Raw genomic sequence first — 24,303 nt, forward strand, 5'->3', positions numbered from 1 at the left:
CCTCCATAAATCCATGGATTATCGTAGGGGAGTCTGGTGGAGGTGACCAGCACCCCGCTCCCGGATCCTGGAGGACGCCGTGGGCCTCGCGCCCGTGACCACCCCGCCCGCCGCCACCCCGCCCGCCATCACCGCGAGCGACGCCGCCGCGAGTGACGCCGCCGGGCGGACCGTGCGGCTCGGCCTGCGGGAGAACCGGCTGCAGTTCACCCTGCTGGTCATCGTCAACGTCTGCGTCGGCGGGCTGGTCGGCCTGGAACGCACCACCGTCCCGCTGATCGGCTCCGAGACGTTCGGCCTGACCAGCGCTCCGGCCGTCTTCTCCTTCATCATCGCCTTCGGCCTGACCAAGGCGTTGACCAACCTCGCGGCCGGGGCGCTCACCGCCCGCTTCCACCGCAAGCGGCTGCTGGTAACCGGCTGGCTGATCGGCGTCCCCGTCCCCTTCGCGCTCGCCTGGGCGCCGTCCTGGGGCTGGATCGTCGCGGCCAACGTCCTGCTCGGCCTCAACCAGGGCCTGACCTGGTCGATGACGGTCACCATGAAGATCGACCTCGTCGGCCCCGCCCGCCGGGGGCTCGCCACCGGCCTGAACGAGGCCGCCGGCTACACCGCCGTCGGCACCACCGCGCTGATCACCGGCTACCTCGCCACCGGCTACGGCCTGCGCCCCGTCCCCGAGCTCATCGGCGTCGTCTTCGTCGTCGCCGGCCTCGCCCTGGCCCTGGTCGTCCGCGACACCGCCGCCCATGTCGCGCTGGAACTGGCCCACCACACCGAGCCCCTGCCGTCCGGTGAGGACACCGGTCTGAAGGCCACCTTCACCCGCACCTCCTGGCGGAACCGCTCGCTGCGCGGTGCGAGCCAGGCCGGCCTGGTCAACAACCTCAACGACGGCCTGACCTGGGGAGTCTTCCCGCTGCTCTTCACCGACCACGGACTCGGCCTGGCCGCCGTCGGCCTCATCAAGGGCCTCTACCCCATCCTGTGGGGCCTCGGGCAGATCCCCACCGGCCACCTCGCCGACCGCGTCGGCCGCAAACCGCTCATCGTCCACGGCATGCTCGTCCAGGCCGCCGGCCTCCTCCTCGCCCTCGCCCTGCTCGACCGCCCGCTGCTCGCGGGCATCCTCTCCGCCGTCCTCCTCGGCCTGGGGACGGCCATGGTCTACCCGGCGCTGATCGCCTCCGTCTCCGACCACGCGCACCCGGCCTGGCGGGCCAATGCCCTGGGGACGTACCGGTTCTGGCGCGACATCGGCTACGCCGCCGGAGCCCTGGTCGCGGGTGTCCTCGCCGACGCCCTCGGCCTGAACGCCACCGTCATCGCCGCGGCCGGCCTCACCGCCGTCTCCGGCCTCCTCGCCGCCCGCTGGATCACCGAGCACCGGCCCGAGGGGCAGGGCCGCCGGTTGCCCCGCGCGGGCTGAAGCGTTGCGCCGTCCCGGTGCACCGGCCGTCACCCGTGCTTGTCACCGGTGGCCCGGCGGGAATTGCCCTGCCGTAGCCCCCGACCGGCTACTCGATATCACCGATGGGAGACGACGACCAGTGCGGCGCGGAGCGCGAGGTGGTCACGGCCGGCTACTGGCGGGTCACCCTCACCTGTGCGAGCTGACCGACTCCCGGTGCCCCGGCCCGGCGGCGCGGCCCACCGCCGCCGGGCTCACAGCTCGCGGATCTCGCGCCTGGTCAGCGCGTAGCCGAAGGCGCCCAGCAGGCAGAGGCCGGTGGCCGCGAACACGCCCTGGCTGCCGAACGCGTCCACGGCCGCGCCGGCCACGATCACCGAGACCGGGAAGACCCCCAGCCCGCAGAAGGTGACGGCCGCCATGACCCGGGCCAGCAGCGCGGGCGGGGTGCTCTTCTGCACGCCGGTGACGACGAGCACGTTGGTCACCGTGCTGGCGCCGCCGGCCAGGCACAGCAGCAGGACGGCGCCGACGAGACCGGTGAACGGCACCAGGCCGATCGCCGCGCCCATCACCAGGCCGGAGCGCATCGCCGTGCGGCCCCGCGAGCGGACCCCGGTGAGGCCGGCCGCGAAGAGGCCGCCGACCAGCGCGCCGCCGGTGAACGCGGCCAGCAGCAGGCCCAGCCCGACGGCGCCGGCGGCGAAGCCGTCGGTGGCCAGGGCCGGCAGGGCGACCCGGGTGGCGCCGCCCACCGTCAGGTTCGCGATCACCGTCACCGTCAGCACCGCGCGCAGCAGCGGCGAATCCCGCAGGAGGACACGGAAGTTCCGGGGCACGGAGGCGCGTTCGGAGATCGGGCGCGGCGGTGCGACGAGGCTGCGGCGGCCGATCAGCAGCAGGGTCGCCGCCGACACGGCGAAGGTCGCCGCGTCCAGGCCCAGGGCGGCGGCCGGGTCGAGCCAGGCGACCAGCGGGCCGGCCACCGCCGGGCCGAGCAGACCGGCGGCGAAGGTGACCGTGCTGTTCAGCGCGTTGCCCGCGTGCAGCTCCTCGGCGGGCAGCAGGGTCGGCGTGATCGCCCAGGCGGCTGGCAGGAACACCCCCGCCCCGAGGCCGACCAGCAGCGCGAGCCCGCCGATCAGCCAGTACGCCGCCGCCCCGCCGGCCGCGACCGCGCACAGCCCGGCAGTGGCGAGCAGCCGGCCGAGGTCGGCGGCCATCATCACCCGCCAGGCGCCGAACCGGTCGGCGAGCACCCCGCCGAGCGGCGTCGCGGCCAGCCGTCCCGCGCCGTAGGCGGCGACCACCAGGCTCAACTGGCGGGCGCCTCCGCCGAGCGAGTAGACCAGCAGCGGCAGGGCGACCACCTGGAAGGCGTTGCCGAACTCCGAGGTGCCCTGCCCGATCACCAGCAGCCGGTAGCCGCGCGAGCGCAGCGGCGCCAGGCCGATCCGGGGGCGGAACCGCGACAGCCCCGCCGCACGGCCCGTCCCCGCCGGGCCCGCCTCCGCCCCGCCTGCCTCCGCCTTGCCCGTCCCCGCGTCGCGGGCCCCCGTGCTGCTAGCCATCGAGCGAGACCGGCAGCGATTCGAGGCCGCGCAGCATGACCGTGTTGCGCCAGGGCAGGGTCTCCTCCTCGGCGGCCAGCTCGATCCGGGTGAAGCGCTCCAGCAGGCCGGTCAGCGCGACCTCGCTCTCCAGCTTGCCGAGGAAGGAGCCGAGGCACCGGTGCAGGCCCTGCCCGAAGGCCAGGTGGCCCGGATCGCCCCGGTCCAGGACCAGCCGGTCGGGATCGGTGAAGCGGGCCGGGTCCCGGTTGGCGGCGCCGAGCGAGAGCAGCACCAGCTCGTCCGCCGGGATCTCCACGTCGTCGACCATCACGTCGGCGTTGGTGAAGCGCAGCGTGGCCATGCTCACCGGGGACTCGTAGCGCAGGAACTCGTCGATCGCGACCGGCATCGCCGCCGGGTTGGCGCGCAGCCAGGCGAGTTGGTCGGGGTGGTGGAGCAGCGCCAGGGTGGCGGTGCCGAGCAGGTTGACGGTGGTCTCGTGGCCGCCGATGAGCAGCAGGAAGACCATCGAGAAGACCTCCTGCTCGGTGAGTTCACCGGCGTCGCTGGCCCGCACCAGGTCGGTGAGGATGTCCGCGCGCGGCGAAGACCTCCGTTCGGCCATCAACTCCCGCAGGTAGTCGTTGAGTTCGGCGGTGGCCTGGTGGAACGACAGCTCGCCGCCCTGGGTGAGGATCGCCGTCGACCAGGTGCGGAAGGCCCGCATGTCCTCCGGGGGGAAGCCCAGCAGCTCGCAGATGACCATGATCGGCAGCGGGAAGGCGAAGTCGGTCACCAGGTCGGCGCTCTCCCGTCCGACCAGCCCCTCCAGCAGGCCGCCGGTGATGCGCTCGACCATCGGCCGCATCAGGTCGACCCGCCGGCGGGTGAAGACGCCCTGGATCAGCCGGCGCAGCCGGGTGTGGTCCGGCGGGTCGCTGTTGAGCATGTGGACGACTTCCGAGCCGAGCGTCAGACCGGAGCCCCGCCCGCTCGCGATGGCCTGGCTGCGGCGGACGTCCTGGCCGAACCGCGGGTCCATCAGCGCGGCCCGGACGTCCTCGTAGCGCGTCACCAGGTAGACCGGCAGGCCCTCGCCGAACTCCATGACGGAGACCGCGCCGGCCTCGCGGATCCGGGCCAGCGTGGGGTAGGGGTCGCGGATGAACGCGGACATCCGCGCGGCGGCGTCGTCGACCGCGGTGCTCATGGATCTCTCCTCGGATTCGGAACTCTCTCGACCACGCGGCCGCACGGCTACACCGTCAGCGACGGGAACGGCCAGCGGCGCACCCGCATCGGCAGGAACCACGCGCGGCCGGCCTGTTCGGCGATCAGACCGGCCGCCGCGAAGTCCCGGTGGACGGCGTCCGGCAGCAGGCCGGCCTCGACGCCCTCGGCCAGCGCGTCCAGCTGGGCCAGATGGCCCGGCTCGTCGACGGTGAACAGCTCCAGCGTCCCGAACCGGCGGTCGCGCACCTCGACGAAGCCGGGGCCGCGCCGGTAGACGCACTTGCTCGGGAAGTACGTGGCGCGCCAGTCGGCGAGGACCTCCGGCGCGGCGCCCGTCAAGTCCTCGGGCGGGTAGAGGTGGTGGAAGCGGCGCCGCGCCGCGCAGCCGTCCGCGCAGACGGCCTGCCAGAGCACGGCCAGCCCCTGTCCGGTGGCCTCGCGCAGCAGCATCAGCGCCCGGGCCGAGGCCGCCGGCGCGTCCGCGCAGAGCCGCACCGGCTCGGTCAGCCGCAGGCAGCGGACCCCGGCCCGGTGCAGCTCGGTCACCTCCGTCCGGGCCGGGCCGGGCAGGGCACGGCGGCCGAGCGCGAAGCCCGGCAGCTCCCGGGCGGCGGGGTCGTAGTCGAGCCAGAGCTCGGCCTCGGGGGCGGCCGCGTGCCAGGCGGCGTCGGTCCGTTCAGCCGACCGTGACGGCATCGGGCACCTCCTCGGTGCGGGGACGGGCGGCGGCGGGGCCGTGCCGGTGCTGCATCCGCATCAGCACCTGGTTGTCGGACTCGACGGCGACCTGCAGGAAACTGTCCCCGTCGTGGAACAGCAGACCGAGCGCGGTGAAGCGCTCCAGCACCGGCTCGACGGCCGCCGCGCCGCCGGGGAGTCTGGCGGCCAGCGCGGCGGTCGAGCGGGGCTGGGCCAGCAGCCGGAAGGCGGCGAGCTCCACCGGATCGGTCAGCTCCACCACCCGCCAGTCGTACCCGGGCCGGGTGTTGACGAGCACGATCCGCCCGTCCGCGTCCCGGTAGCTGAGCCGGCTGTCGGGGAACCGCTCCAGCCAGGTCTCCACCGCGGCGCTCAGCCGCTCCGCGAGCCCGCCGCCGATCCCGCGCGGCGGCGCGGTGAACACATAGGCCAGCTCGGCCAGTTCGCTCTCCGGGAGGCGGTAGGTCGCGCGGTACTGGTAGGCCGGGCGGGTGATCGCGAAGCCCAGATCGGGCCGGTCGAAGTACGGGCTGAACCGCTCGATGGCGATCCGGCCCGCCCCGGTCGGCGGGTCCAGGTGGTGCAGCACCGGCAGCTGGCGGATCACCGACTCGTAGTCCTCCGGCTGCTCGCCGGGGAAGCCGTAGAGGTAGTTCCAGGTCACCGAGACCCCGGCGCTCTGCGCGTCCCGCAGCGCGCGTACGTTCTGGCAGCCCGTGACCCCCTTGTCCATGATCCGCAGGACCCGGGTGCTGAGGTTCTCGATGCCGGGCTGCACCTGGGCCGCGCCCGAGTCGCCGAGCAGCTGGAACTGGTGGCGGCGCAGGTTGGCCTTGATCTCGAAGTGCAGCCGCAGATCGACCGGGAGTTCGGCCAGCGACTTCAGGACGGTGTCGAAGTACCCCATGTCCAGGATGTTGTCGACCACGTAGACGTCCAGCAGCTGGTGGCGTTCGGCGAGCGCGAGCACCTCGGCGAGGAAGTCCGCCGGCGGCTTGGAACGGAACTCCATCGAGGAGCCGTTGAGCCCGCAGAAGGTGCAGTGGTGCTTCTCGCCCCACCAGCAGCCCCGGGAGCCCTCCACCACCAGCTTGGGATCGACCCAGCCGGCCGCGACGGAGGCGTCGAGCCGCTCGAAGAAACCGTCGAAGCGGGGCGCCAGGATCGCCGCGGGCGGCAGCGGACGTCGCGACATCTCGTTGGCCGTCGACTTCCCGGAGGCGTCGCGCCAGCACAGCCCGGGGACGGCGGAGAGGTCGCCGCCCTCCAGCAGCGCCGGGAAGGCGGCCTCGCCCTCGCCCCGCACCACGTAGTCCAGGAAGGGGAAGTTGCGGTGCAGCGCGGCGCCCTGCGGGCCGTCGCAGTTCGCGCCGCCGAACACCGTGCGCACCTGCGGGCAGCGCCGCTTGAGCAGCCTCGCGGCGGCCAGGCTCGCGGTGTTCTGCTGGAAGGTGGTGGTGAAGCCGACCAGGTCCGGCGGGTCGGCGGCGAGTTCGTCGACCAGCCGGGCGATGAACGCGGGGGCGATCGCGCGGGTGGCCCGGGTCAGCGCGATCTCCTGCTCGCTCGCGCCGTTGGCGGCCAGGTACTCGACGTAGTCCGCGAACCCGGCGCCGTCGTCACCGCTGCCGTCGTCACCGCTGTCGCCGTCGCCGTACAGCGCGCCGGCGAACGCCCAGTCGCCCGCGCCCTGGAAGTAGGACTTCTCGGAGAAGTACTGGTAGTCGTCCACGCCGAAGCCCGCGGTCTCGGCCGCCCAGTCCGCGAAGTCCAGGTTGGCGTACCGCACGTCGACCTGGTGGCCGGCCCGCGCGGCCGCGGTGTGCAGGATCCCGAGCGCCAGCGACGGCACGTCGATCGCGCCCCAGGGCATGTGCAGCAGGACGATACGCATGATGGCCGTTTCTGTCGTTCGCGGGCGGTCGGCGAGGTGTCGCTCCGGGGCGCCTGCGGTGCCCCGGAGCGACGGTGCATCACTTCTTGGACTCCGGCTTCGGCTTCGGCTGCCCCTTCAGGGCAGGCGCGACCGGCGCGGCCTTGGTGATGTCGAGCGCGAAGTTCTGGACGATGACAGCGCCCCGGTCACGCTCCGGGGTGCTGATCGGGTCGTTCTGAATGCTGCGTCGCTTCATGGCTGTTCACCTCCTTCCATCGGTTCGGCGGGAACCCCGGGACGGTCGCCCTGGGGTGGTCGGGGGAGCGGTGCCGGCCAGGCCCGCTCGGCGAAGCGGACCATCGCGGCCAGCACCGACCGGTGGTCGGCGGTCCGGCGGCTGTAGTGGCCGCCGTCCACCCAGAGCAGCTCGTGCGGCACCGCCAGCCGGCGCAGGTCCGCGGCGTATCCCGCCACCTGGTCGGGCGGGCACCGCTCGTCGGTCCGCGAGGCGACCAGCAGGACGGGCGAGCGGACCCGGTGCACGTACGACCTCGGGTCCGCCGCGCGGTAGCGCTCGGGCACCTCCTCCGGCGTCCCGCCGAAGAGCTGCCGGTCGAGCGCGCGCAGCGCGGGGGTGGTGGCGCGGTAGGCGGCGGGGTAGTCCGCGATCGGCTGGGCGGCCATGCCGAGCGACCACAGCTCCGGCTGCGCGCCCATCGCCAGCAGGGTCAGGTAGCCGCCCCAGGAGAAGCCGCACAGGCCGGTGCGCCGCGCGAGCGCCGTACCGTCGGCGACCAGCTCCGCGCGGACGGCGGCCAGGTCCTCGATCTGGGCCAGCCCGACCCGGTGGCCGTAGTCGTGCTGCCAGCGGGCGCCGTAGCCGGTCGAGCCTCGGTAGTTGGTGCGCACCACGGCGAAGCCGCGGCCGACCAGGGCGTTCACCCGCGGGTCGTAGGAGTCCCGGTCGTGGGTGGCGGGGCCGCCGTGCACCAGGAAGAGGGTCGGCCAGGGGCCGGGGCCGGCCGGGGTGCTGACGAAGCTGTGGATCCGCCCGTACGGGCGGGGCGTCCAGCGCCGGCTGCGGGAGGTGTCGTCCCGGTCCGGGCCGGGGTGGTCCGCCGGCTGCGTACCGGGGCGCAGGACCAGCGGGCGGGGCGGTGTGGACTCCCGGCTCCAGACGCAGTGCAGGGCGCCGTCCGGGGCGCAGGACAGGTCGTGGATGGTGCCGCCGGGGGTGCTGATCTCCCGGACGGGCGGGGCGTGTTCCGCCTGTCGCCGTGCTGTGGGGCCCGGTTCGGTCGGTCCCGGCTCCGTCGGCCCCGGTGCGGTCGGGCCCGGTGCGGTCGGGCCCGGTGCGGCCGGCAGGCCGAGGTCGGCGAGGAGCAGCCGGCTCCGCCCGGCCCGCTCGTGCTGGATCAGCACCCCGCGCGGCCCCCGGTACCAGCCGGCCGTGATCTGAGAGTCGAAGGACAGGCCCGGGTACCCGCGCAGCCCCGTGCCCGCCCGCCAGGTGGCGACGGTGTACCGCTCGTCCTCCTCGACCACCAGCAGCAGTTCCGGCTCGGATATCGCGAGCGGGTTGAACTCGATCGGCCAGAGCCGCCGGCGGCGGTCCCCGGCGAGCCGCAGCCGGCCGTCGGCCCGCGCGTCCGTCGGCCACAGGACCACCGCGTCGTCCCCGTCGGGCCGGCCACCGAGGGCGAGCAGCCGGCCGTCCGGCGACAGATCGGCCAGGCCCAGGTAGCCGGGCGCGGAACCGATCAGCCGCCCCTCGCCCGCGGGCGGTCCGACGTAGCAGTGCGAGGTGTCGTCGACGCCGACGGCCACCGCCGCGAGCGCGCCGGTCCGGTCGAAGGCGACGCCGTACGGCCGCCCCGGCGGTACGCCGAGCAGTGCCGAGCCGTCCGTGCCGTCGGAGCCGTTCGCCGCGCCGGTGAACGGCTCGCGCCGCCAGCGTCCCTCCCCGGCGCTGTCGGTGTCGAACCACCAGATGGCCTCGCCGTCCGGCTCGATCTCGCTCAGGTGGACGCCGCCCGGCCGGTCGGTGACCACCCGGCGCCGGCCCGTCCCCAGGTCCCAGGCGACGGCCTGCCAGCGCTCCTCGACGAGCCGCGTCTCGACCGCGCGGTCGGCCGCGAGCGCGGCGAAGCCGGGGGACTGGAACGCCTGCGTCACGGGCCCGGCCTTTCCGCCTCGATGGTGGGAACAGGCTGCGCTGAACGTTCCGGGGCCAGCGAACTGGCGTGGGGGAAAGACCGTTTGTGGAGGATCGCGGACACTCTAGGGGGGTGCCGTGGCGGTGTACAGACACCTCGCACGGTTGGCCGAAAGGCGGCCGGGGTGAAGACCGTCCGGCGGAGGTGTGAAAGCACCGGGAACGTGCGGTGGGGGAACGTGAAGGCCGGCGGGTGGCGGACCGGAACCACCGTCCCCACCACCCGCCCCGTGACGGGGTTCAGCGGATGCACATCACCGTCGAGGTGGCCGTCCACCACCCCATGGACTGCCGCACGTCGGAGCCCCAGCGGTAGCACTGGCTCCGCTGCCAGCCGGCGATCTGGGCGTGCGTGAGGGCCACGTTGGTGGCGCTCGTGATGGCCGAGTCCATCGAGCCGCCGGTCCCGCTGCCGGTGAAGGACGCCGACTCGGTCGCGGTGATCGCCTCGCTCGGGCCGCCCGCGCGGGCACCGGCCGACGCGGCCTGGGCGGAGCCCACCCCGGCGAGGAGACAGGCCGAGGCGGCGAGGGCCCCGGCGGTGACGCGCAGACGGAGGGTGGAGGTACGGCCCATGGGAACTCCTCGATGCTGGGGCAGCCGGCGGTCGGCACCTGGAGACAGGTTCGCCGCGGGCGCCGTGCCGGGCCAAGGCCCTTCGACCACCGTCGAATTCGGACCGCCGTGCCCGGGGCTCAGCTCTCGGAGTAGACGGTGTCCTCGGGTTGCGCGGTCATCCGCACGGCCGAGCCGTTGATGATCTGGACCAGGGGCACGAGGCTCAGCTGCTTGGTCCTCGTCGACAGGACCTCGACGTTGTCCTCCTTGCCCGCGAGGTAGGCGGGGAAGCAGGTCAGCGACTGCTCGACCAGGTTGAAGTGGTCGACCAGCCGCCGGAACAGCTTCGGGAGGATGACCACCTCGGTGAGGGAGGCCATGCCGTTGACGAACGCGCCGGCGGGGGCGGTGGTCGCGTCGAGCGGCCACAGGCCGAGGCCGGCCTCGCGGGCCTGGCGGGTGACGGTGGCGAGTTCGTTCCGGAGGTCGCGGGGCAGCTTGTCGTAGAAGCCGGGGTAGACCAGGCCGGTCTTGAGCAGGTGGTGGTTGGCGGTGGTCTGCAGCAGCGGCACGTCCACCTGCAGGTCGGTGCCGTCGGCGCCGGGCGGGGTGCCGGTGCCCAGCAGGGCGACGCAGCGCTTGAACGGGTCCCCGCCCTGGGTGAGGATCCACCCCGGGGTCTGCGGCGGGGTGGCGGAGACGACCTTCTGCCCGACGCGCTGGACGTTGCTGAACCCGAGGAAGGTCAGCAGCTCCTGCGCGGCCTTGTCGCCGAACTCGGCGGGCTGGCGGATCCGCGGCCCGGTCCGGTCGTAGTGGGTCTCCAGGGCGTCGACGCCTTCGAGCCTGACCCTGGCGACGCCGTTCTTGACCTCGACCGGGGCGTCCTTGAGCTTGTCGAAGGCGAGCGGATCGGTGGGGACGAAGTGAATGGTGTCGCCGTCCGGTTCGGTACCGATGATCCGGTACTCGCCGACGACCAGCAGCATGGCCATGGCAGCCCCTTGGTGGTGGGAGGGCGGCGCCAGGGATGCGATCGGCGTCCGCCGGTTCGTACCCGGTGGGAGTTCACCGTGAGTCGTCACTTCCCCGCGAGGCGGGAAGGCGTCGCCACTGTACGTTCACGTTCGATCGGCTTCAATCACTGCCGCCCCGGCGCGCCGCCCGCCGGCACGCCCGGCGGTCCCTGCGCCGGCCCTGCGCCGGCGACGGCGACGAGGGCGACGCGGGGGAGTTCGGCGACGAAGCCGGTGGTGGCGGGGCGGACGAGGGGGCGGGTGGGGGCCGTGAGAGGGGTGGGGAGGGCGGCGAGGTGGGCGGTGTGGTCGAAGACGGTGGTGATCAGGTGCCAGGCCGCCTCGGTGCCGAGGCCGGTGAAGTGGTCGGTCAGCCCGTAGGTGTCGGCGAGGTAGGTCACCAGGGCGGCCCGGGCCTGCTCCGGGGTGGCGGCGTGGACGGTGACCGGGTCGTAGACGTCGAGCAGTCGCGGCGTGAGCGGGTGGGGCGCGAACAGGTCGAGCAGTTCGGCGCGGGTGAGGTGCGGGTAGTCGTGGCCGGTGGCACCGTGGCGGTCGACGACGGTGCGGAAGAAGTCGGCCATCGGGCTGTGCGGCTCGAAGTCGTGCACGACCACCCGGCCGCCGGGCCGCAAAACCCGTACCGCCTCCGCCACGGCCGTGGGCCGGACCGCCGCCGGGATGTGGTGGGTGCCGTAGGCCAGGAGGACGGCGTCCACCGTGCGGTCGGCCAGCATCAGCCGGTCGGCGGACTGCCGCACCGCCGGCAGGCCGTGGGCCAGGGCGGCGCCGACCATCGGGCCGCAGATGTCGCCGGTGAGCACCCGCAGGCCGTCCGGGGACTCCCGCGGGCGGGCGGCCACGGCGCGGGCCAGCAGCCCGTCGCCGCCCAGCACGTCCAGCAGCCGCACCTCGCCGCCGCCGGCGGCGGGACGCGGGGCGGCCAGGTGCAGGAGGCGGCGGGCACCGGTCCAGCGGACCAGCGGATCCCGGTGGGCCTGCCGGTAGGAGTCCCCGCGCCCGGTGCGGTCGGAGTCGAACTCGTTGGACAGCGCGCAGAGCCGCTCCACCTCGCCGGCCCTGGCGAGCCGACCCTCGTCGAGGAGGGGGCGCCAGTGGGGATGCGCGGAGGCGATGTGCCCGAGGTACTCCTCCAGGGTCATCGCGGGCAGATAGGACGGCGCGAGCATGGGGGCTTCCCCTTGTCGGGTGCGGACGGTGGTGCTTTGTGTACATACGGTGCCACCGTTCGCGCTCCGGCACCATCGGGGGCGGCGGACCGCGCGCCGGGCAGGCGGATGGGCCCCGACCTATCCTGACGCAAGGGACCGGGGAGTCCCCGCCGTCCGGCTCCGCGGCGGCACCGGCGCACCGGGCCCGACCTCCGCACCCCCGCCGGGCACGGCACGGCCGGCCGGGTGCGGCCACCGCTGCCCGAGCACGAAGGCTGAGGACTCCCCGATGACGGCCACCCCCACCCCCACCCCCGCCGGCGGCGCCGGGCGCGCCGTTCGGCTCGCCGCCCCGGGCGCGGCGCCCGAACTGGCCGAGGTCCCGCTGCGCGAGCCCGGGCCCGGGGAGGTCCGCGTCCGCGTCCAGGCGTGCGGCGTCTGCCACTCCGACCTCCTGATCGCCGGCGGTCACCTGCCCGGCACGACCTTCCCGGTCACCCCCGGGCACGAGATCGCTGGGCGGATCGACGCGCTCGGCGACGGCGTGCGGGGCCGGCGGGTCGGCGACCGGGTCGCCGTCGGCTGGTACGGCGGCAGCTGCGGGCACTGCGACGCCTGCCGCGAGGGCGACGGCATCCACTGCCGCGAGCTGCGGATCCCCGGCGTCGCATACCCGGGCGGCTTCGCCGACAGCGTCGTCGTCCCGGCCATGGCACTGGCGGCGATCCCCGACGGGCTGACGGCCGTCGAGGCCGCGCCGCTCGCCTGCGCGGGCGTGACCGTCTTCAACGCCCTGCGGCGCAGCGCCGCCCGCCCCGGTGACACCGTCGCCGTCCTGGGCGTCGGAGGCCTCGGCCACCTGGGTGTCCGGTTCGCCCACGCGATGGGTTTCCGGACCGTCGCCGTCGCCCGCGGTACCGAGAAGGAGCCGCTGGCCCACGAACTCGGCGCGGACCACTACGTCGACAGCACCGCCGGTGACGTGGCCGAGGCCCTGCGCTCGCTCGGCGGCGCGAAGGTGGTGCTGGCCACCGTCACCCACGCCGGCGCCATGTCCGCCACCGTCGACGGCCTCGCCCGCCGGGGCGAACTCGTCATCGTCGGCGTCACGGCCGAGCCGCTCTCGATCAGCCCCCTGCAGCTGATGACCGGCGACCGCCGGGTCTACGCCCACTCCTCCGGCACGGCCACCGACACCCAGGACACCCTGCGCTTCGCCGCGCAGAGCGGCGTCCGCGCGTGGACCGAGGAGGTGCCGCTGGAGGACGCCGGCGCCGCCGTCTCGAGGATGGCCGGCGGCCGGGCCCGCTTCCGCATGGTCCTCACCACTGGCCACTGAGCCCTTCCGCCCCGCGCCCGCGTGGGCCGCCGTGGGACCGGTGGCGGACGCCGGTCCCACGGGCGGCTCCACGGGTGGTTACGCCCGGCCGGCCGCGGGGGCGACCGTGACGGTGTGGCCGGGATCGGCGGCGGAGGTCGCCAGCCGCAGGGTGAAGGCGCCGGGCTCGGTGGTCCAGGCGTGGGCGTCGGTGTCCCAGTGCTGGAAGGCCCGCGGGGCGATCTCGATGCGGGCGAGCACCCGCTCGCCGGCCCGGGCGCGGACGGCGGTGAAGCCGGCGAGCCAGGCGACCGGCCGCTCGACGGTCGACTCCGGGCGGGACAGGTAGGCCTGGAGGACCTGCTTGCCCGGCCGGGCGCCGGTGTTGGTGACGTCCGCCAGCACGACGACGCGGTCCCCGTCGAGGCTGACGGTGGGCTCCTCGATCCGCCAGGTGGTGTAGCCGAGGCCGGAGCCGAACGGCAGCGCCGGCCCGCGGCCACCGGCCCGCCCGAGCTTGAGCCAGGCGCGGTAGCCGAGATGGAGGCCCTCGGCGTAGGTGAGCCGGCCCTCCTGCGGCTCGACCCGCCAGACCGGCACGTCCTCCTCGCGGGCGGGCCAGGTGGTGGGCAGCCGCCCGCCGGGCTCGCGGGCGCCGGTGAGGACGTCGGCGAGCGCGGCGCCGAACTCCTGGCCGGGGAACCAGGACAGGACGACGGCGGCCACCTCGTCGAGCCAGGGCATCAGCACCGGGGCGCCGGAGTTGACGACCACGACCGTGCGGGGGTTGACCTCGGCGACGCGGCGCACCAGTTCGTCCTGGCCCTCGGGCAGGCCGAGGCCCGGACGGTCGAAGCCCTCCGACTCCAGGGTCTCGGTGGTGCCGACGACCACGACGGCGACGTCGCTGGCGGCGGCCACCTCGACCGCCCGCCGGAACTCCTCGGCCGGGTCGCCGAAGAGGTCCCTGTAGCCGAGCTGGACCATCGCGACGGGGAAGCCGCCCGGGAGATCCGGGCGGTAGGTCAGGCGCAGCTCGACGCTCCGGCCCTGGCGCAGGTCGCGGGAGAGCGTCCGGGCCGGGGGGTTCAGGATCGCGGTGACGGGGTCGCCGCCGGGGACGGCGAGCGCGTCGGTGCTGACGGTCTCGCCGTCGATCTCGAAGGTGAAGCCGCCGACCCCGGCGAAACCGAGGTCGTGCCGGCCGTCGCGCTCGGCGGTGAGGCGGGTGGTCAGCTCGACGCGGTCGGCCGTGGCCAGGCGCGGGTCGCCGAGCCAGGCGAGGCGGCCGGAGGGGATGATCTCCTCGGCGAACGCGGTACCGTCCTGGTCGAGGTAGCGGACGCGGACCCCGTCGGCGCCCGAGACCGGGTCGGTGACCGTGCCCCGGGCGAAGGCGTGCAGTTCGTCGGCCGGCGGCAGGCCGGGCGCGAAGGTGACGGCGTGCTCGCCGTAGGCGTTCCGCAGTCCTTCGAGCGGCGTGACGACGTGGTACGGGAACACCGACGCCGATCCGCCGCCCTGGGCCCGGGCGCGCAGGGCGTGCTGCCCGATCACGCCGACCGTCAGCCCGTCCCGGGGCTCGACCGGCAGGGTGCCGTCGTTGCGGGCGAGCACCATGCCGTCGGCGGCGGTCTCGCGCAGCAGGTCCGCGACGGCGGTTCGGTCCCAGGGCTCGACCGGGGCGGCCGCGGGGCCGCTCTCCAGGGCGCCGACCCGCGAGGCGAGCAGCAGCAGCCGGGCGACCTTCTCGTCGATCGCGCTCTCCGGGACCCGTCCGGCCTTCACGGCCCCGACCAGCGCCGCGCCCCAGGGCCCGTCCGGGCCGGGCATGACGAGGTCCTGTCCCGAGGCGGCCGACGGCTCGGTGTCGCGCACCGCCCCCCAGTCGGAGACGACGACGCCGTCGAAGCCCCACTCGTCCTTCAGCGGGTCCCGCAGCAGTGGGTTGGCGGACATCGTCACGCCGTTGACGGTGTTGTAGGCGGACATCACCAGCCAGGCGCCCTCGTCGACCATCCGCTCGAAGGGGGCCAGGTAGACCTCGCGCAGGGTCCGCTCGTCCGCGTGGACGTCGACGGTGAAGCGGTCGGTCTCGGAGTCGTTGGCGACGTAGTGCTTCGCCGTGGTCGCGACACCGTGCGCCTGCACGGCGGCGACGTAGGCCGCGCCGAACTCGCCGGTGAGGTAGGGGTCCTCGCTGAACGCCTCGAAGTGGCGCCCGCCGCGGGGCGAACGGTGCAGGTTGACCGTCGGGCCGAGCACGACGTCGACGTTCTTGGCCCGGGCCTCGGCGGCGATCAGGGCGCCGAGCCGGCGGACCTGCTCCAGGTCCCAGGTGGCGGAGACGCAACTCGCCGAGGGAAGGCTGGCCGAGGGATCGCGGTCGTCCATCGCGGTGCCGCGCACGCCGGTCGGACCGTCGGAGACGACGATGGAGCGCAGGCCCACGGCGGGTTCGTCGTGCAGCGACCACATGGACGCGCCGGTCAGCAGGCGGACCTTCTGCTCAAGGGTGAGGCGCTCGACCAGCGCAGTGATGGGCGGGGTGGTGAACATCGCCGCGTCCTTTCACAACAGGGGGAGGGTGGGTGGTTCGGGTGGTCCGGGTGGTTCGGGGGTCCCGGCGGGGCGATCCGGTCAGCGGACGCTGCGGATCGGGAGGACGGAGAGCGCGCCGAGCAGCGCGATCACCCCGACCACCGGGTAGAGCGCGGCGTAGCTGCCGAAGGCGTGGACCACGCCCGCGGCCACGACCGGTGCGACGGTGTTGGGCAGGGTGGCGGCGAGGTTGAGCACGCCGAGGTCCTTGCCGAAGTCGTCCGGGTTCGGCAGCACGCTGCTCATCAGCGCCTGGTCGACCGCGATGAACGCCCCGAAGCCGGAGGCGACCACGAGAGCGGACAGCGCGAGTCCGGGCACCGACGGCAGCAGGAGCGGGATCAGGGCACCGGACGTGATGAGCAGCCCGGCGGCGAGCACCACGGGCTTACGCCGGCCGATGCGGTCGGAGAGGGGACCGGCGACCGCCGTGGCGACGATGACGCCGGGCAGTGCGGCGAGCCCGAGCAGCGGGACGGTCCGGGTCGCCTCGTCCAGGCTCAGGCCGAGGTAGTCCTGGGCCAGGTACAGCTGGTAGGTGTTCAGCATCGCGTAGCCGCCGAACAGCAGGAGGCGTCCGGCGAAGCCCCAGAAGAAGTCGGGATGGCGGACCGGGTTGACCCAGAAGGCGGCGAGGAAGGCCCGCGGCGAGAACGGCTTGCGTGGTTCACCGCGGTTGTCCCGCTCGGGCACGAGGACGACGAACAGCACGATGCCGAGCAGGACGGCACCGGCCATGAGCGCGTAGCCGAGCGGGAGGTCGTCGGCGAACGCCGAACCGACGGCGGGGCCGGCGACGGAGCCGAGGAGCACGCCGAGGCCCACGCCGGTCGAGTACCGACCGCGCAGCCGTTCCGGAATCCGGTCGGGCAGCAGCGCGGAGAACGGTCCCTGGGAGGCGTTGAACCCGAACTGCACCAGCATGACGCAGACGGTCAGCGCGGCCACGTTCGGCGCGAGCCCGGCGGTGAGCAGCGCCACGGAGCCGATGAGGGCGCCGCCGAGCATCCACGGTCTTCGCGCGCCGTACCGGCCGCGGGTCCGGTCGGACAGCACGCCGACGATCGGCTGGGCCAGCATCGCGGCCACGGCGCCGAGGGCGTTGATCAGCGCGAGGTTGGAGGTCTTGGCGTCCGGGGTCAGGTGCTCGACCTGGATGGCGGCGTAGTACGTCGAGACGGCGTAGGCGACCGGGGCCGCGGCGGCGACGAACGGGGCGGCCCGGAACAGCCGCCGCAGCTCCGGCGGCACCTTGCCCTTCGGTTCCCCAGCCCGGACGTCTACCGGCGCGGGGCCGGTGACCGGCGGGGGGTCGTACGCGGGCCCGGGGTCGGTGTGCACGGACATCCTGGTCTCCGATTCGTCTGCCGGGTCACTGCGGACCGTTGCGGTGGGCGCGGGCGCGGGCACCGAGCCAGGCCAGGCTCGGCTTGGGGGTGCGGACGAAGGTCTCCCGGTCCACGGCGATCAGGCCGAAGGTGGGCGCGTAGCGGCCCCACTCGTAGTTGTCGAGCGCCGACCAGTGCAGGTAGCCGCGCACGTCGAGGCCGTCCGCGACGGCGGCCTCCAGGTGACCGAGCGCCTCGGTGGTGTAGGCGATCCGCCGGGTGTCGTCGTCGGTGGCGATGCCGTTCTCGGTGACCAGCAGGGGCACGCCGCCGGCCTCCTCCCAGGCGCGGCGCAGCGAGGTGCCGAGGGCGTCGGGGCGGTACGCCCAGCCGGTGAGGGTGTTCTCGGGGTGCTCCGGGTGCGGCACCGGGCCGTTCGCGTCGACCGGCTGGCTGGTGTACGCCTGCACGCCGACGAAGTCGTCCTCGCGGGCGACGTCGAGGTAGAAGCCCTCCCAGCCGTGGTGGACGCGCCCGAAGACCTCTTCGTTGCCGGGGGTGGGGGTGAAGGACTGCTGCGCGACCGTCCAGCCGGCCTTGGCGTTCGTCGTCCCGCGCACCACCTCGACGGCGCGGCGGTGCACCTGGGCGAGCGTGTCGCCGAGTGCCTGGTCGGGGCGGACTCCGGCCAGCGCCGTCGCCAGCTCGGTGGCGGCCTGCCCGTCGGCCTGCCCGCCCTCCTGGCCGCCGTCCGCCGTGCCGGCCTGCCGGCTGCCCGTGGCGTTCAGGAGGACGTCCTGGATGCTCGCGAACACGGCGAGCATGTTCGGCTCGTTGATCGTGCAGACCCACTCCACGTCCCGCAGCGCGGTGGAGACGAACTCGATGTAGCGGGCGAACCGGTCGGCCGCGTCGGGGCGCCGCCAGCCGCCGGACTCGGCGAACCACCGCGGCAGGGTGAAGTGCTGGAGCGTCACGACCGGCGCCAGGCCCAGCTCGTGGGCGGTGTCGACCATGCGGCGGTAGTGGTCCCGCTCGGCCCGGGAGAACTGCCCGTCCGCCGGTTCGATCCGCGCCCACTCGAAGCCGAAGCGGTAGGCGTTCAGGCCGGCGTCCGCCAGCAGCTTCATGTCCTCGGCGTAGCGGTGGTAGCTGTCGACCGCGTCGCCGCTGCGGTCGGGGAACGGGGAGCCGGGGGCGTTCTCCATCGCCCACCAGTCCGCGTTCACGTTGTTGCCCTCGATCTGGTGCGGGGAGGTGGAGGCTCCCCAGAGGAAGTCCTCGCGCAAGCCGGCCATGCCGGTCTCCTTCGGTCGCAGGTCCGCCCGTGGGCCGAAAAGTTACCACGTTGGTGGTAAGGTTTGGGAAGGGTAACACAGGCGCGATACTGGAGCGATGGCGATGAAACGGGGCAGCTATCGGACCGGGCGCGAGCGCGTCGAGCGCATCCTGGACGCCTCCCACGAGCTGTTCGTCCAGGCGGGCTACCGGGCCACCTCGCTGCGCGACATCGCGGCGGCCTCGGGGATCTCCCATCCGGCGCTGCTGCGCCACTTCGGCTCCAAGGAGGAGATCCTCACGGCGCTCGTCGAGCGCATCGACCGCCGGCACGGGAACTGGCTCGAGAACGGCGTGGACGACGGGGGGCCGCGGGTCTCCGTGGTCGCGGCGGCCCGGCGCAACGAGGCCGAGGCCGGGTGGATTCCGCTGTTCACCGCCCTGCTCGGCGAGGCGACCAGCCCCGAGCACCCGGGCCACGAGCTCATGCGGACCCGCCGGCGGCTCGGCAGCCGGCTGGGCGTCCGGCTGCTCGGCGGCCAGGGCGGCGACGAGCGTTCCGTGAAGCTCGCCGTCCAGCGGCTCGGCGCGGTGTGGGACGGCCTGCAGATCCTCTCGCTCTACTTCCCCGGGCGGATCGACATCCCCGGCCGGCTGGCCGACTTCGAGGACGACCTGAGGGCGAACGGGATTCCCCCCGCGCCCCCGGCGCCGGTGCGCGGACCCGACGCGTCGCCGGGGGGAGAGGCGACCGGGGAGGCGGCCGCGGGGCCGGAGCCGACGCCGCGCGCCCGGGCGTTCGAGAGCGCGGCCCGCCTCTACGCGGCCCACGGGTACTACGGGACCTCGATGCAGGCCGTGGCCGACGGGGCCGGCCTGACCAAGGCGGCGCTGGTGCACATCGCCCCGACGAAGCGCGCGCTGCTCGACCTGGTGGTCGCCGAGCTCACGGCCCCCGCGCCGGACGAGGCCGATCCCGGCAGCCGGCTGAAGGCGCTCCTCGACCGCCCCCGCTGGCAGTCGGCCGCGGAGATGGTGCTGATGTGCGAGGCCACCGTGCCGTCCCACCCCGCACACGCCCTGATGGCCGGTCGGCTCGAGTACAGCCTCTCCAGCACCGTGCGTGACCTCGCGTCAGCCGGATCGCCGGCGGAGGAGGGGGAGCGGCAGGCGGCGGCGCAGTGGCTCGTCGCGCTCGCGCTCGGCGCGCTGATCGCCTGGCTCTACGAACCCGGGGACGTCGAGTTGGGCACCCTCATCGAGGAGGCGGTCCCGCCGCGCCCGCGCGCCCGCGTCGCATGCGAGGCGCCGGCGGGCTGACGGCGAAGCGCCCGGGGGCCGCCGCGGCCCCCGGGCGCTTCGGCGGCGGCTACCGGGCCCCCGCGCCGGGGCCCTCGGCCGGCTCCAGGGCGAAGGCGACCATCTCCCGGTAGGCGGGATCCGGCACGTCGTCGGCGGAGAACCAGTCGCCGGCGCCGGTCCGTTCCTCCCAGGCCAGCTGCGCGCGGCCGAGCGCGTCGACCAGCTCGGAGGCCAGCCGCCCGGCCTCGAAGAGGTCCTGGTCGGTCGACTGCGAACTGGCGCCGACGATCTGGCCGCGGATCTCGGCGGAGTGCCCGTAGCGGAACCCGCCGGCGCCGCACAGGTGGGGGTCGGTCAGGACCGCCTCGCCGTAGTTGCGCCCGAGCCGGCGGTGGCCCGCGGCCTTGGCCGCCGCCTTGGGCAGGAAGCGGTGGGCGTCCTCGCCGACGGTGATCACCGCCATCACCGACCGGGCGTCGGGCACCCAGGGCCCGGCCGTCGGGTCCAGCAGGACGAAGCCCATGCTCGCCCGGGGGTAGGGGTCGCGGGGCGCGGCGCCGGCGGCGGCGGTGTGGTTGCGCCAGATGCTGGCGGCCCGCCGCAGCCCGAGGTCGAGCAGCAGTCCGGCGAAGCCCGCGTCGTCGAAGAGGTGGTGGTACGGGTTGTACCGGTGCTGGGCGCGCACGGTCAGGCCGTGCTCCGAGACGCTCTCCCGGGTGGTCACGTCGGCTCCTTCGGCAGCTCACGGTGCCCCGGCCGCTCCGGTGGGGTCCGGGGCGGTGCGATTGTGACCACAGCGACCAGCGGGCCGCCAGATCCTTCGCCCCGGGACGGGTGACCGGCGGTGGCGGGCCGTCCCCGCCGCGGGCCGGGCGCACCCGCTCTGGTCTGCGGTTTCTGACGTGGCCATGTCCCGCCGGCGGGACGGCGGGCGGTCGCCGGGTGGTCCCCGGCCGGGGTGCCGGTGCGGTGCGCCGGCGGTGGACCGCGATCCGGCCGTTCTCGATTGCTGGTCTAGACCTTGAAGCGGTGCGGTTCGTTCCCCAGAATGATCGACTGTTTCTGGACAACGGGGAGGACAGCATGCGAGGTGCGGATCGGCAGGATGTTGTGAGGATTCTGGGAAGGCGCGCCGGCAGGGGCGTCGAACTCTCCCGGGACCAGACCTCGCTCACCCTCCCGGCGCGCATTCCGATCGACACGTGGATGCGCATCGGTCAGGACCTCGGGGCTGCCGCGGATTCCACCACCTGGTGGCTCGGTGACTGGCTCGTCTACGGCCAGGACCGCTATCCCGAGCGTTATCGGAAAGCCATCGACGAAACCGCGCTGGATTACCAGACACTGCGGAACTACGCCTGGATCGCCCGGAAATTCCCGCCCGGCCGCCGACGCCCGGCGCTGAGCATGCAGCACCACGCCGAAGTCGCCTCCATGGATCCCGAAGTGCAGGACAACTGGCTCGACCGGGCCCAGCAGGGCGGCTGGTCGCGCAACGAACTGCGCCGCCGGATCCGCGCCGCCACGACACCGGGCACGGGTGCGCGGCCCATCTCCGTCGAGCTCAGGCTCGCCGTCACCCAGGCCCGCCGCGGTCTCTGGGAGGACGCCGCGGACCGCGCCAACTGTGACCTGTCCGCCTGGGTGCTGGACGTCCTGGACGCCGCCGCGCGCCGCGGCACCGAGGACCGCGACCGGATGCGGATCGCCGAGGCCGGCTGACCCGGGGCCGGCGCGGGCCGGCTTCCGGGCCGACGGACGACGGGCATTGACCCCGGCGAATTCCCCGCTATTTGATGGCGGGGCCGGGAAATCGGGCCGGCCCGGCCGGCGCGAATGCGGGCGGACCGTCGGCCCGCCGGCGAATCGCGAAAGGCGGCGGCGGAATGCGGCCGCCGTTCTCCGTCATGTCCGCGCGGCCCGGCCGCAGCGGATATCGACCGGCCCCGGAACCGTACACGGGAAAGGAACCAGTCATGACAGTCAGCGCACACCTCGACCTGGCGGGCGCGTTCCGCGAGGACGGATTCGTCTTCGCCGGGACACTGCTCTCCGCCGACGAAGTCGAGGCGTACCGGGAGATCTACGACCGCTTCCTCGCCGGTGAGATCGAGAGCGGCGACAAGCGCTCCGACCTCGGCTCGCACGCGCCGCGGGCCGAGGGCGCCGAGGCCGGCGTCGAGAACATCACCCAGATCATGTGGCCCTCCGCGCTCCACCCGCCGATCCTCGAACTGCCGCTGCACGAGCGGGGCCTGGCGCTCGCCCGCGAGCTGATCGGCGACGACGCGACGCTCGACTTCGACATGCTGATCCACAAGGCCCCGCACACCGCGGTGCCGACGCCCTGGCACCAGGACGCCGCGTACTGGATCGACCTGCCGGACACCCGGGCCGTCTCGATCTGGGTCGCCCTCGACGACGCCGGGCTGGACAACGGCTGCATGTGGTACGTCAAGGGCTCGCACACCCGGCCGCTGCGCCCGCACCGCCCCACCGGCGACGGCAAGAACATCGAGACCGACTGCTCGGAGGACGAGCCCGGGGCCACCGCCGTGCCGGTGACGGCAGGCCAGGGCGTCGCGCACTCCGGCAGCACCCTGCACTACTCCCGCGGCAACACCAGCGACCGGGTGCGTCGGGCGTACATCCTCAACTACCGCCCCGCGGCGATGATCCGGCTGGAGCGCGAGCAGGGGTCCGACCACGGCCTGAACGACAACGAGCGCAAGGTCCGCAACGCCGGGGCCGACCGGGCCACCGGCTGACCCGTCCTCACCGACCCCCCCCACACCCCACAACGAGGTAGCCCGATGGATGCCAGTAACGAACCGGCGCAGGTGCGGCTGAGCGGCGCGGTGATGAGTCACCCCAAGCGCGCGGAGGAGGCCCGCAGGCTCGCCGAGGCCGACCCCGGCGGCCGCGTCCGCGTGATCATGGACCCCGAGCCGGAGGGCCGGCCGACCGCCCTGCGGGTGGCACCGCTCTCCTGGTCCTGCGTGGCGCCCGACGCCACCCACCACCTGGTGCTGCAGGACGACGTGGTGCTCGCCGAGGGCTTCTACGAGCACGCCGAACGCGCCGCCGCGGCGGCCCCCGGCGAGGCGATCGCCCTCTACGCGGGCTGGGAGGCCCGCAACGGCGCCGTCGCCCGGCTCGCCGCGCTCACCGGCGCGCCCTGGGCGTACACCCTCCAGGAGCACGTGCCCTGCCAGGCGCTGATGCTGCCCGCCGAGGCGGCCCGCGGCTACGCGGCCTACCAGGAGGAGCACGGCGGCGGCTGGCCGTACGACGTGGTGGTGCAGCGCTACCTGAACGCGATCGGCATGCCGGTGCGCTTCTGCACCCCCAGCACGGTGCAGCACGACGACCTGCCGAGTCTGGCCGGCAACACCTACCACGGCTTCCGCCAGGCGACCCTGTTCACCGGCGCGACGGGCCCGGCGGCCGGCGACGGACCGTGCCCGCGCTTCCCGGTGGTCCCCTTCTACCAGTACGGCGAGGCCCGCTGCGCGGTCCTGCGGGGCACCGAGTGGGAGTACCTGGAGACCGAACGGCAGCTCGCCCGCACCGGTCTGCTGGCCGCCTGCCTGGCCGCCCTGCGGGCCGCCGGCCCGCAGGCGGCGGCCGGGCTCCCGGACGGCGCCGGCCAGGCCGTGTGGCTGACCGCCTTCGCCCTCGGCGCCGTCAGCGCCGACGCGCCGGAGCCGGACCCGCAGGTCGCCGCCGCCGTCATGGAGACCCTCGGATCGGGCGGCCTGTGCGAGGAGTTCACCGCCGCCGAACTGCTCGCCACGGCCCCCGCGGTGCGTGACCTCGCGCTCACCGCCCTCGCCGCCGGCCGCCGCGCCGGCGCCGACCCGGGCACCCGCGCGCCCCGCCCGGCGCCGCTCGCCCGGGTGGCCGTCACCGGTGGCGACCCGGCCTTCGCCCGGCAGCTGGCCCGGCTGCTCACCGACGCCGGCCACGAGGCCGGGCACCTGGCCGGCCGCCCGTCCGCCGGGGACCTCGACGGCGTCCGGCACGTGGTGCACCTGGGCCGCCCCGAGGAGGACGGCCTGCTGGACGACGTGCTCGCCGCCGCCGCCAAGGCCGGGACCGAGCGCGTGGTCTACGCCGGCTCCTCGGCCGTCTACCGGGGCAGCCGCGAACGGACCGTCACCGAGCAGGCCCCGGCCGACGCCCCGGCGGACCCGGTGGCCCTGGCCTGGTGGCGCGAGGAGCGGGCCGCCCTCGCCTGGGGCGCCGAGCAGGGCGTCCCCGTCCAGGTGCTGCGGCTCGCCGACCCGGTCGGCCCGCACGCGCCGCAGGACAGCCCGCTGGTGCGGTGGGTGAACCTGGCCTGGACCAGGCGCCCGCTCGCCCTCAACCCGCTGGGCCGTCACCAGGTGCTGGATCACCGCGACCTCGCCGACGCGCTGCGCGCCGTCCTGGCGGCCCCGCCCGCGCAGCCGGTGCTCAACGTCGCCTCCGCGGCCTTCGACGAGCAGGAGCTCGCCGGGTTCCTCGCCGATGTCTCGCGCCGCACACCCTGGGAGTGGGTCCAGGACCCGACGGTCGACCGCTGGACCATGGCGACCGGGCTGATCGAGACCGAACTCCACTGGCACGCCTCGGCCGCGCTCCGCGAGAGCATGCGCGCCCTCGCCCAGTGGTGGGCCTGCGACATCCACGGCGACTACACCGTGCCGGACCCCCGCGCGTAGCCGCGCGCCGGCCGGCGGCGCCCCGCCCGGCGCCGCC

General features: G+C 74.7%; 19 protein-coding genes. 6 read left to right on the forward strand and 13 right to left on the reverse strand.

Features of this window, described 5'->3' with window-relative positions; all coding sequences use genetic code 11:
• The first annotated feature begins 79 nt into the window (after positions 1-79).
• The gene (locus ABT238_RS31670; protein ID WP_350802221.1) at positions 80-1,429 is read left to right on the forward strand and encodes an MFS transporter; all 1,350 of its coding nucleotides are present in this window, start codon (positions 80-82) and stop codon (positions 1,427-1,429) included.
• 236 nt (positions 1,430-1,665) lie between these two features.
• On the opposite strand, the gene ABT238_RS31675 is transcribed toward ABT238_RS31670, so the two are convergent.
• The 9 genes from ABT238_RS31675 to ABT238_RS31715 form a co-directional block, all read right to left on the reverse strand.
• Positions 1,666-2,982, reverse strand: coding sequence for an MFS transporter (locus tag ABT238_RS31675; RefSeq protein WP_350802222.1), 1,317 nt, complete (start codon positions 2,980-2,982; stop codon positions 1,666-1,668).
• A complete protein-coding gene (locus ABT238_RS31680) occupies positions 2,975-4,174 on the reverse strand; it encodes a cytochrome P450 family protein (protein WP_350802223.1) in 1,200 nt (399 codons plus the stop codon). Before ABT238_RS31680 ends, ABT238_RS31675 begins: the two co-directional genes overlap by 8 nt.
• 47 nt (positions 4,175-4,221) lie before the next feature.
• The gene (locus ABT238_RS31685) at positions 4,222-4,893 is read right to left on the reverse strand and encodes a DUF5825 family protein (RefSeq protein WP_350802224.1); all 672 of its coding nucleotides are present in this window, start codon (positions 4,891-4,893) and stop codon (positions 4,222-4,224) included.
• Positions 4,874-6,790 carry a RiPP maturation radical SAM C-methyltransferase gene (locus tag ABT238_RS31690; RefSeq protein ID WP_350568270.1) on the reverse strand — a complete coding sequence of 639 codons (1,917 nt, stop codon included), beginning with the start codon at positions 6,788-6,790 and terminating at the stop codon, positions 4,874-4,876. The genes ABT238_RS31685 and ABT238_RS31690 overlap by 20 nt, the downstream gene beginning before the upstream one ends.
• A gap of 79 nt (positions 6,791-6,869) precedes the next feature.
• On the reverse strand, positions 6,870-7,028 hold the full coding sequence (locus ABT238_RS31695; protein WP_350568267.1) for a hypothetical protein: 159 nt from the start codon (positions 7,026-7,028) through the stop codon (positions 6,870-6,872).
• On the reverse strand, positions 7,025-8,947 hold the full coding sequence (locus ABT238_RS31700; protein ID WP_350802225.1) for a prolyl oligopeptidase family serine peptidase: 1,923 nt from the start codon (positions 8,945-8,947) through the stop codon (positions 7,025-7,027). Before ABT238_RS31700 ends, ABT238_RS31695 begins: the two co-directional genes overlap by 4 nt.
• A 280-nt stretch (positions 8,948-9,227) precedes the next feature.
• Positions 9,228-9,563 carry a hypothetical protein gene (locus ABT238_RS31705; RefSeq protein ID WP_350568263.1) on the reverse strand — a complete coding sequence of 112 codons (336 nt, stop codon included), beginning with the start codon at positions 9,561-9,563 and terminating at the stop codon, positions 9,228-9,230.
• Positions 9,564-9,682: 119 nt separating this feature from the next.
• A complete protein-coding gene (locus ABT238_RS31710; protein WP_350802226.1) occupies positions 9,683-10,540 on the reverse strand; it encodes a thermonuclease family protein in 858 nt (285 codons plus the stop codon).
• Positions 10,541-10,686: 146 nt separating this feature from the next.
• Complete coding sequence (locus ABT238_RS31715; protein WP_350802227.1) at positions 10,687-11,751, reverse strand: class I SAM-dependent methyltransferase; 1,065 nt, start codon at positions 11,749-11,751, stop codon at positions 10,687-10,689.
• A gap of 271 nt (positions 11,752-12,022) precedes the next feature.
• On the opposite strand from ABT238_RS31715, the gene ABT238_RS31720 reads away from it, so the two are divergent.
• A complete protein-coding gene (locus tag ABT238_RS31720) occupies positions 12,023-13,072 on the forward strand; it encodes an alcohol dehydrogenase catalytic domain-containing protein (RefSeq protein ID WP_350568257.1) in 1,050 nt (349 codons plus the stop codon).
• Between the two features lie 78 nt (positions 13,073-13,150).
• Here ABT238_RS31720 and ABT238_RS31725 read toward each other — a convergent pair whose 3' ends face one another.
• From ABT238_RS31725 to ABT238_RS31735, 3 genes are all read right to left on the reverse strand, one after another.
• Positions 13,151-15,610 carry a glycoside hydrolase family 3 C-terminal domain-containing protein gene (locus tag ABT238_RS31725; RefSeq protein ID WP_350802228.1) on the reverse strand — a complete coding sequence of 820 codons (2,460 nt, stop codon included), beginning with the start codon at positions 15,608-15,610 and terminating at the stop codon, positions 13,151-13,153.
• Positions 15,611-15,691: 81 nt separating this feature from the next.
• The gene (locus ABT238_RS31730) at positions 15,692-16,999 is read right to left on the reverse strand and encodes an MFS transporter (RefSeq protein ID WP_350802229.1); all 1,308 of its coding nucleotides are present in this window, start codon (positions 16,997-16,999) and stop codon (positions 15,692-15,694) included.
• 25 nt (positions 17,000-17,024) lie between these two features.
• Positions 17,025-18,278: a glycoside hydrolase family 1 protein gene (locus ABT238_RS31735; RefSeq protein ID WP_350568248.1), complete on the reverse strand. Its 1,254-nt coding sequence runs from the start codon at positions 18,276-18,278 to the stop codon at positions 17,025-17,027.
• A 97-nt stretch (positions 18,279-18,375) separates the two neighbouring features.
• On the opposite strand from ABT238_RS31735, the gene ABT238_RS31740 reads away from it, so the two are divergent.
• Complete coding sequence (locus ABT238_RS31740; protein WP_350568246.1) at positions 18,376-19,578, forward strand: TetR/AcrR family transcriptional regulator; 1,203 nt, start codon at positions 18,376-18,378, stop codon at positions 19,576-19,578.
• A gap of 49 nt (positions 19,579-19,627) precedes the next feature.
• On the opposite strand, the gene ABT238_RS31745 is transcribed toward ABT238_RS31740, so the two are convergent.
• The gene (locus ABT238_RS31745) at positions 19,628-20,284 is read right to left on the reverse strand and encodes a hypothetical protein (protein ID WP_350802230.1); all 657 of its coding nucleotides are present in this window, start codon (positions 20,282-20,284) and stop codon (positions 19,628-19,630) included.
• 305 nt (positions 20,285-20,589) lie between these two features.
• On the opposite strand from ABT238_RS31745, the gene ABT238_RS31750 reads away from it, so the two are divergent.
• The 3 genes from ABT238_RS31750 (at position 20,590) to ABT238_RS31760 (ending at position 24,266) form a co-directional block, all read left to right on the forward strand.
• Entirely contained in the window at positions 20,590-21,282 is a 693-nt protein-coding gene (locus ABT238_RS31750) for an LmbU family transcriptional regulator (protein ID WP_350802231.1), read from the forward strand.
• 254 nt (positions 21,283-21,536) lie between these two features.
• The gene (locus ABT238_RS31755) at positions 21,537-22,328 is read left to right on the forward strand and encodes a phytanoyl-CoA dioxygenase family protein (protein ID WP_350568241.1); all 792 of its coding nucleotides are present in this window, start codon (positions 21,537-21,539) and stop codon (positions 22,326-22,328) included.
• A 45-nt stretch (positions 22,329-22,373) separates the two neighbouring features.
• Complete coding sequence (locus ABT238_RS31760; RefSeq protein WP_350802232.1) at positions 22,374-24,266, forward strand: NAD-dependent epimerase/dehydratase family protein; 1,893 nt, start codon at positions 22,374-22,376, stop codon at positions 24,264-24,266.
• Positions 24,267-24,303: the final 37 nt, after the last annotated feature.

The sequence above is a fragment of the Kitasatospora sp. NPDC001527 genome, from assembly GCF_040298605.1.
Classification (GTDB): Bacteria; Actinomycetota; Actinomycetes; order Streptomycetales; family Streptomycetaceae; genus Kitasatospora.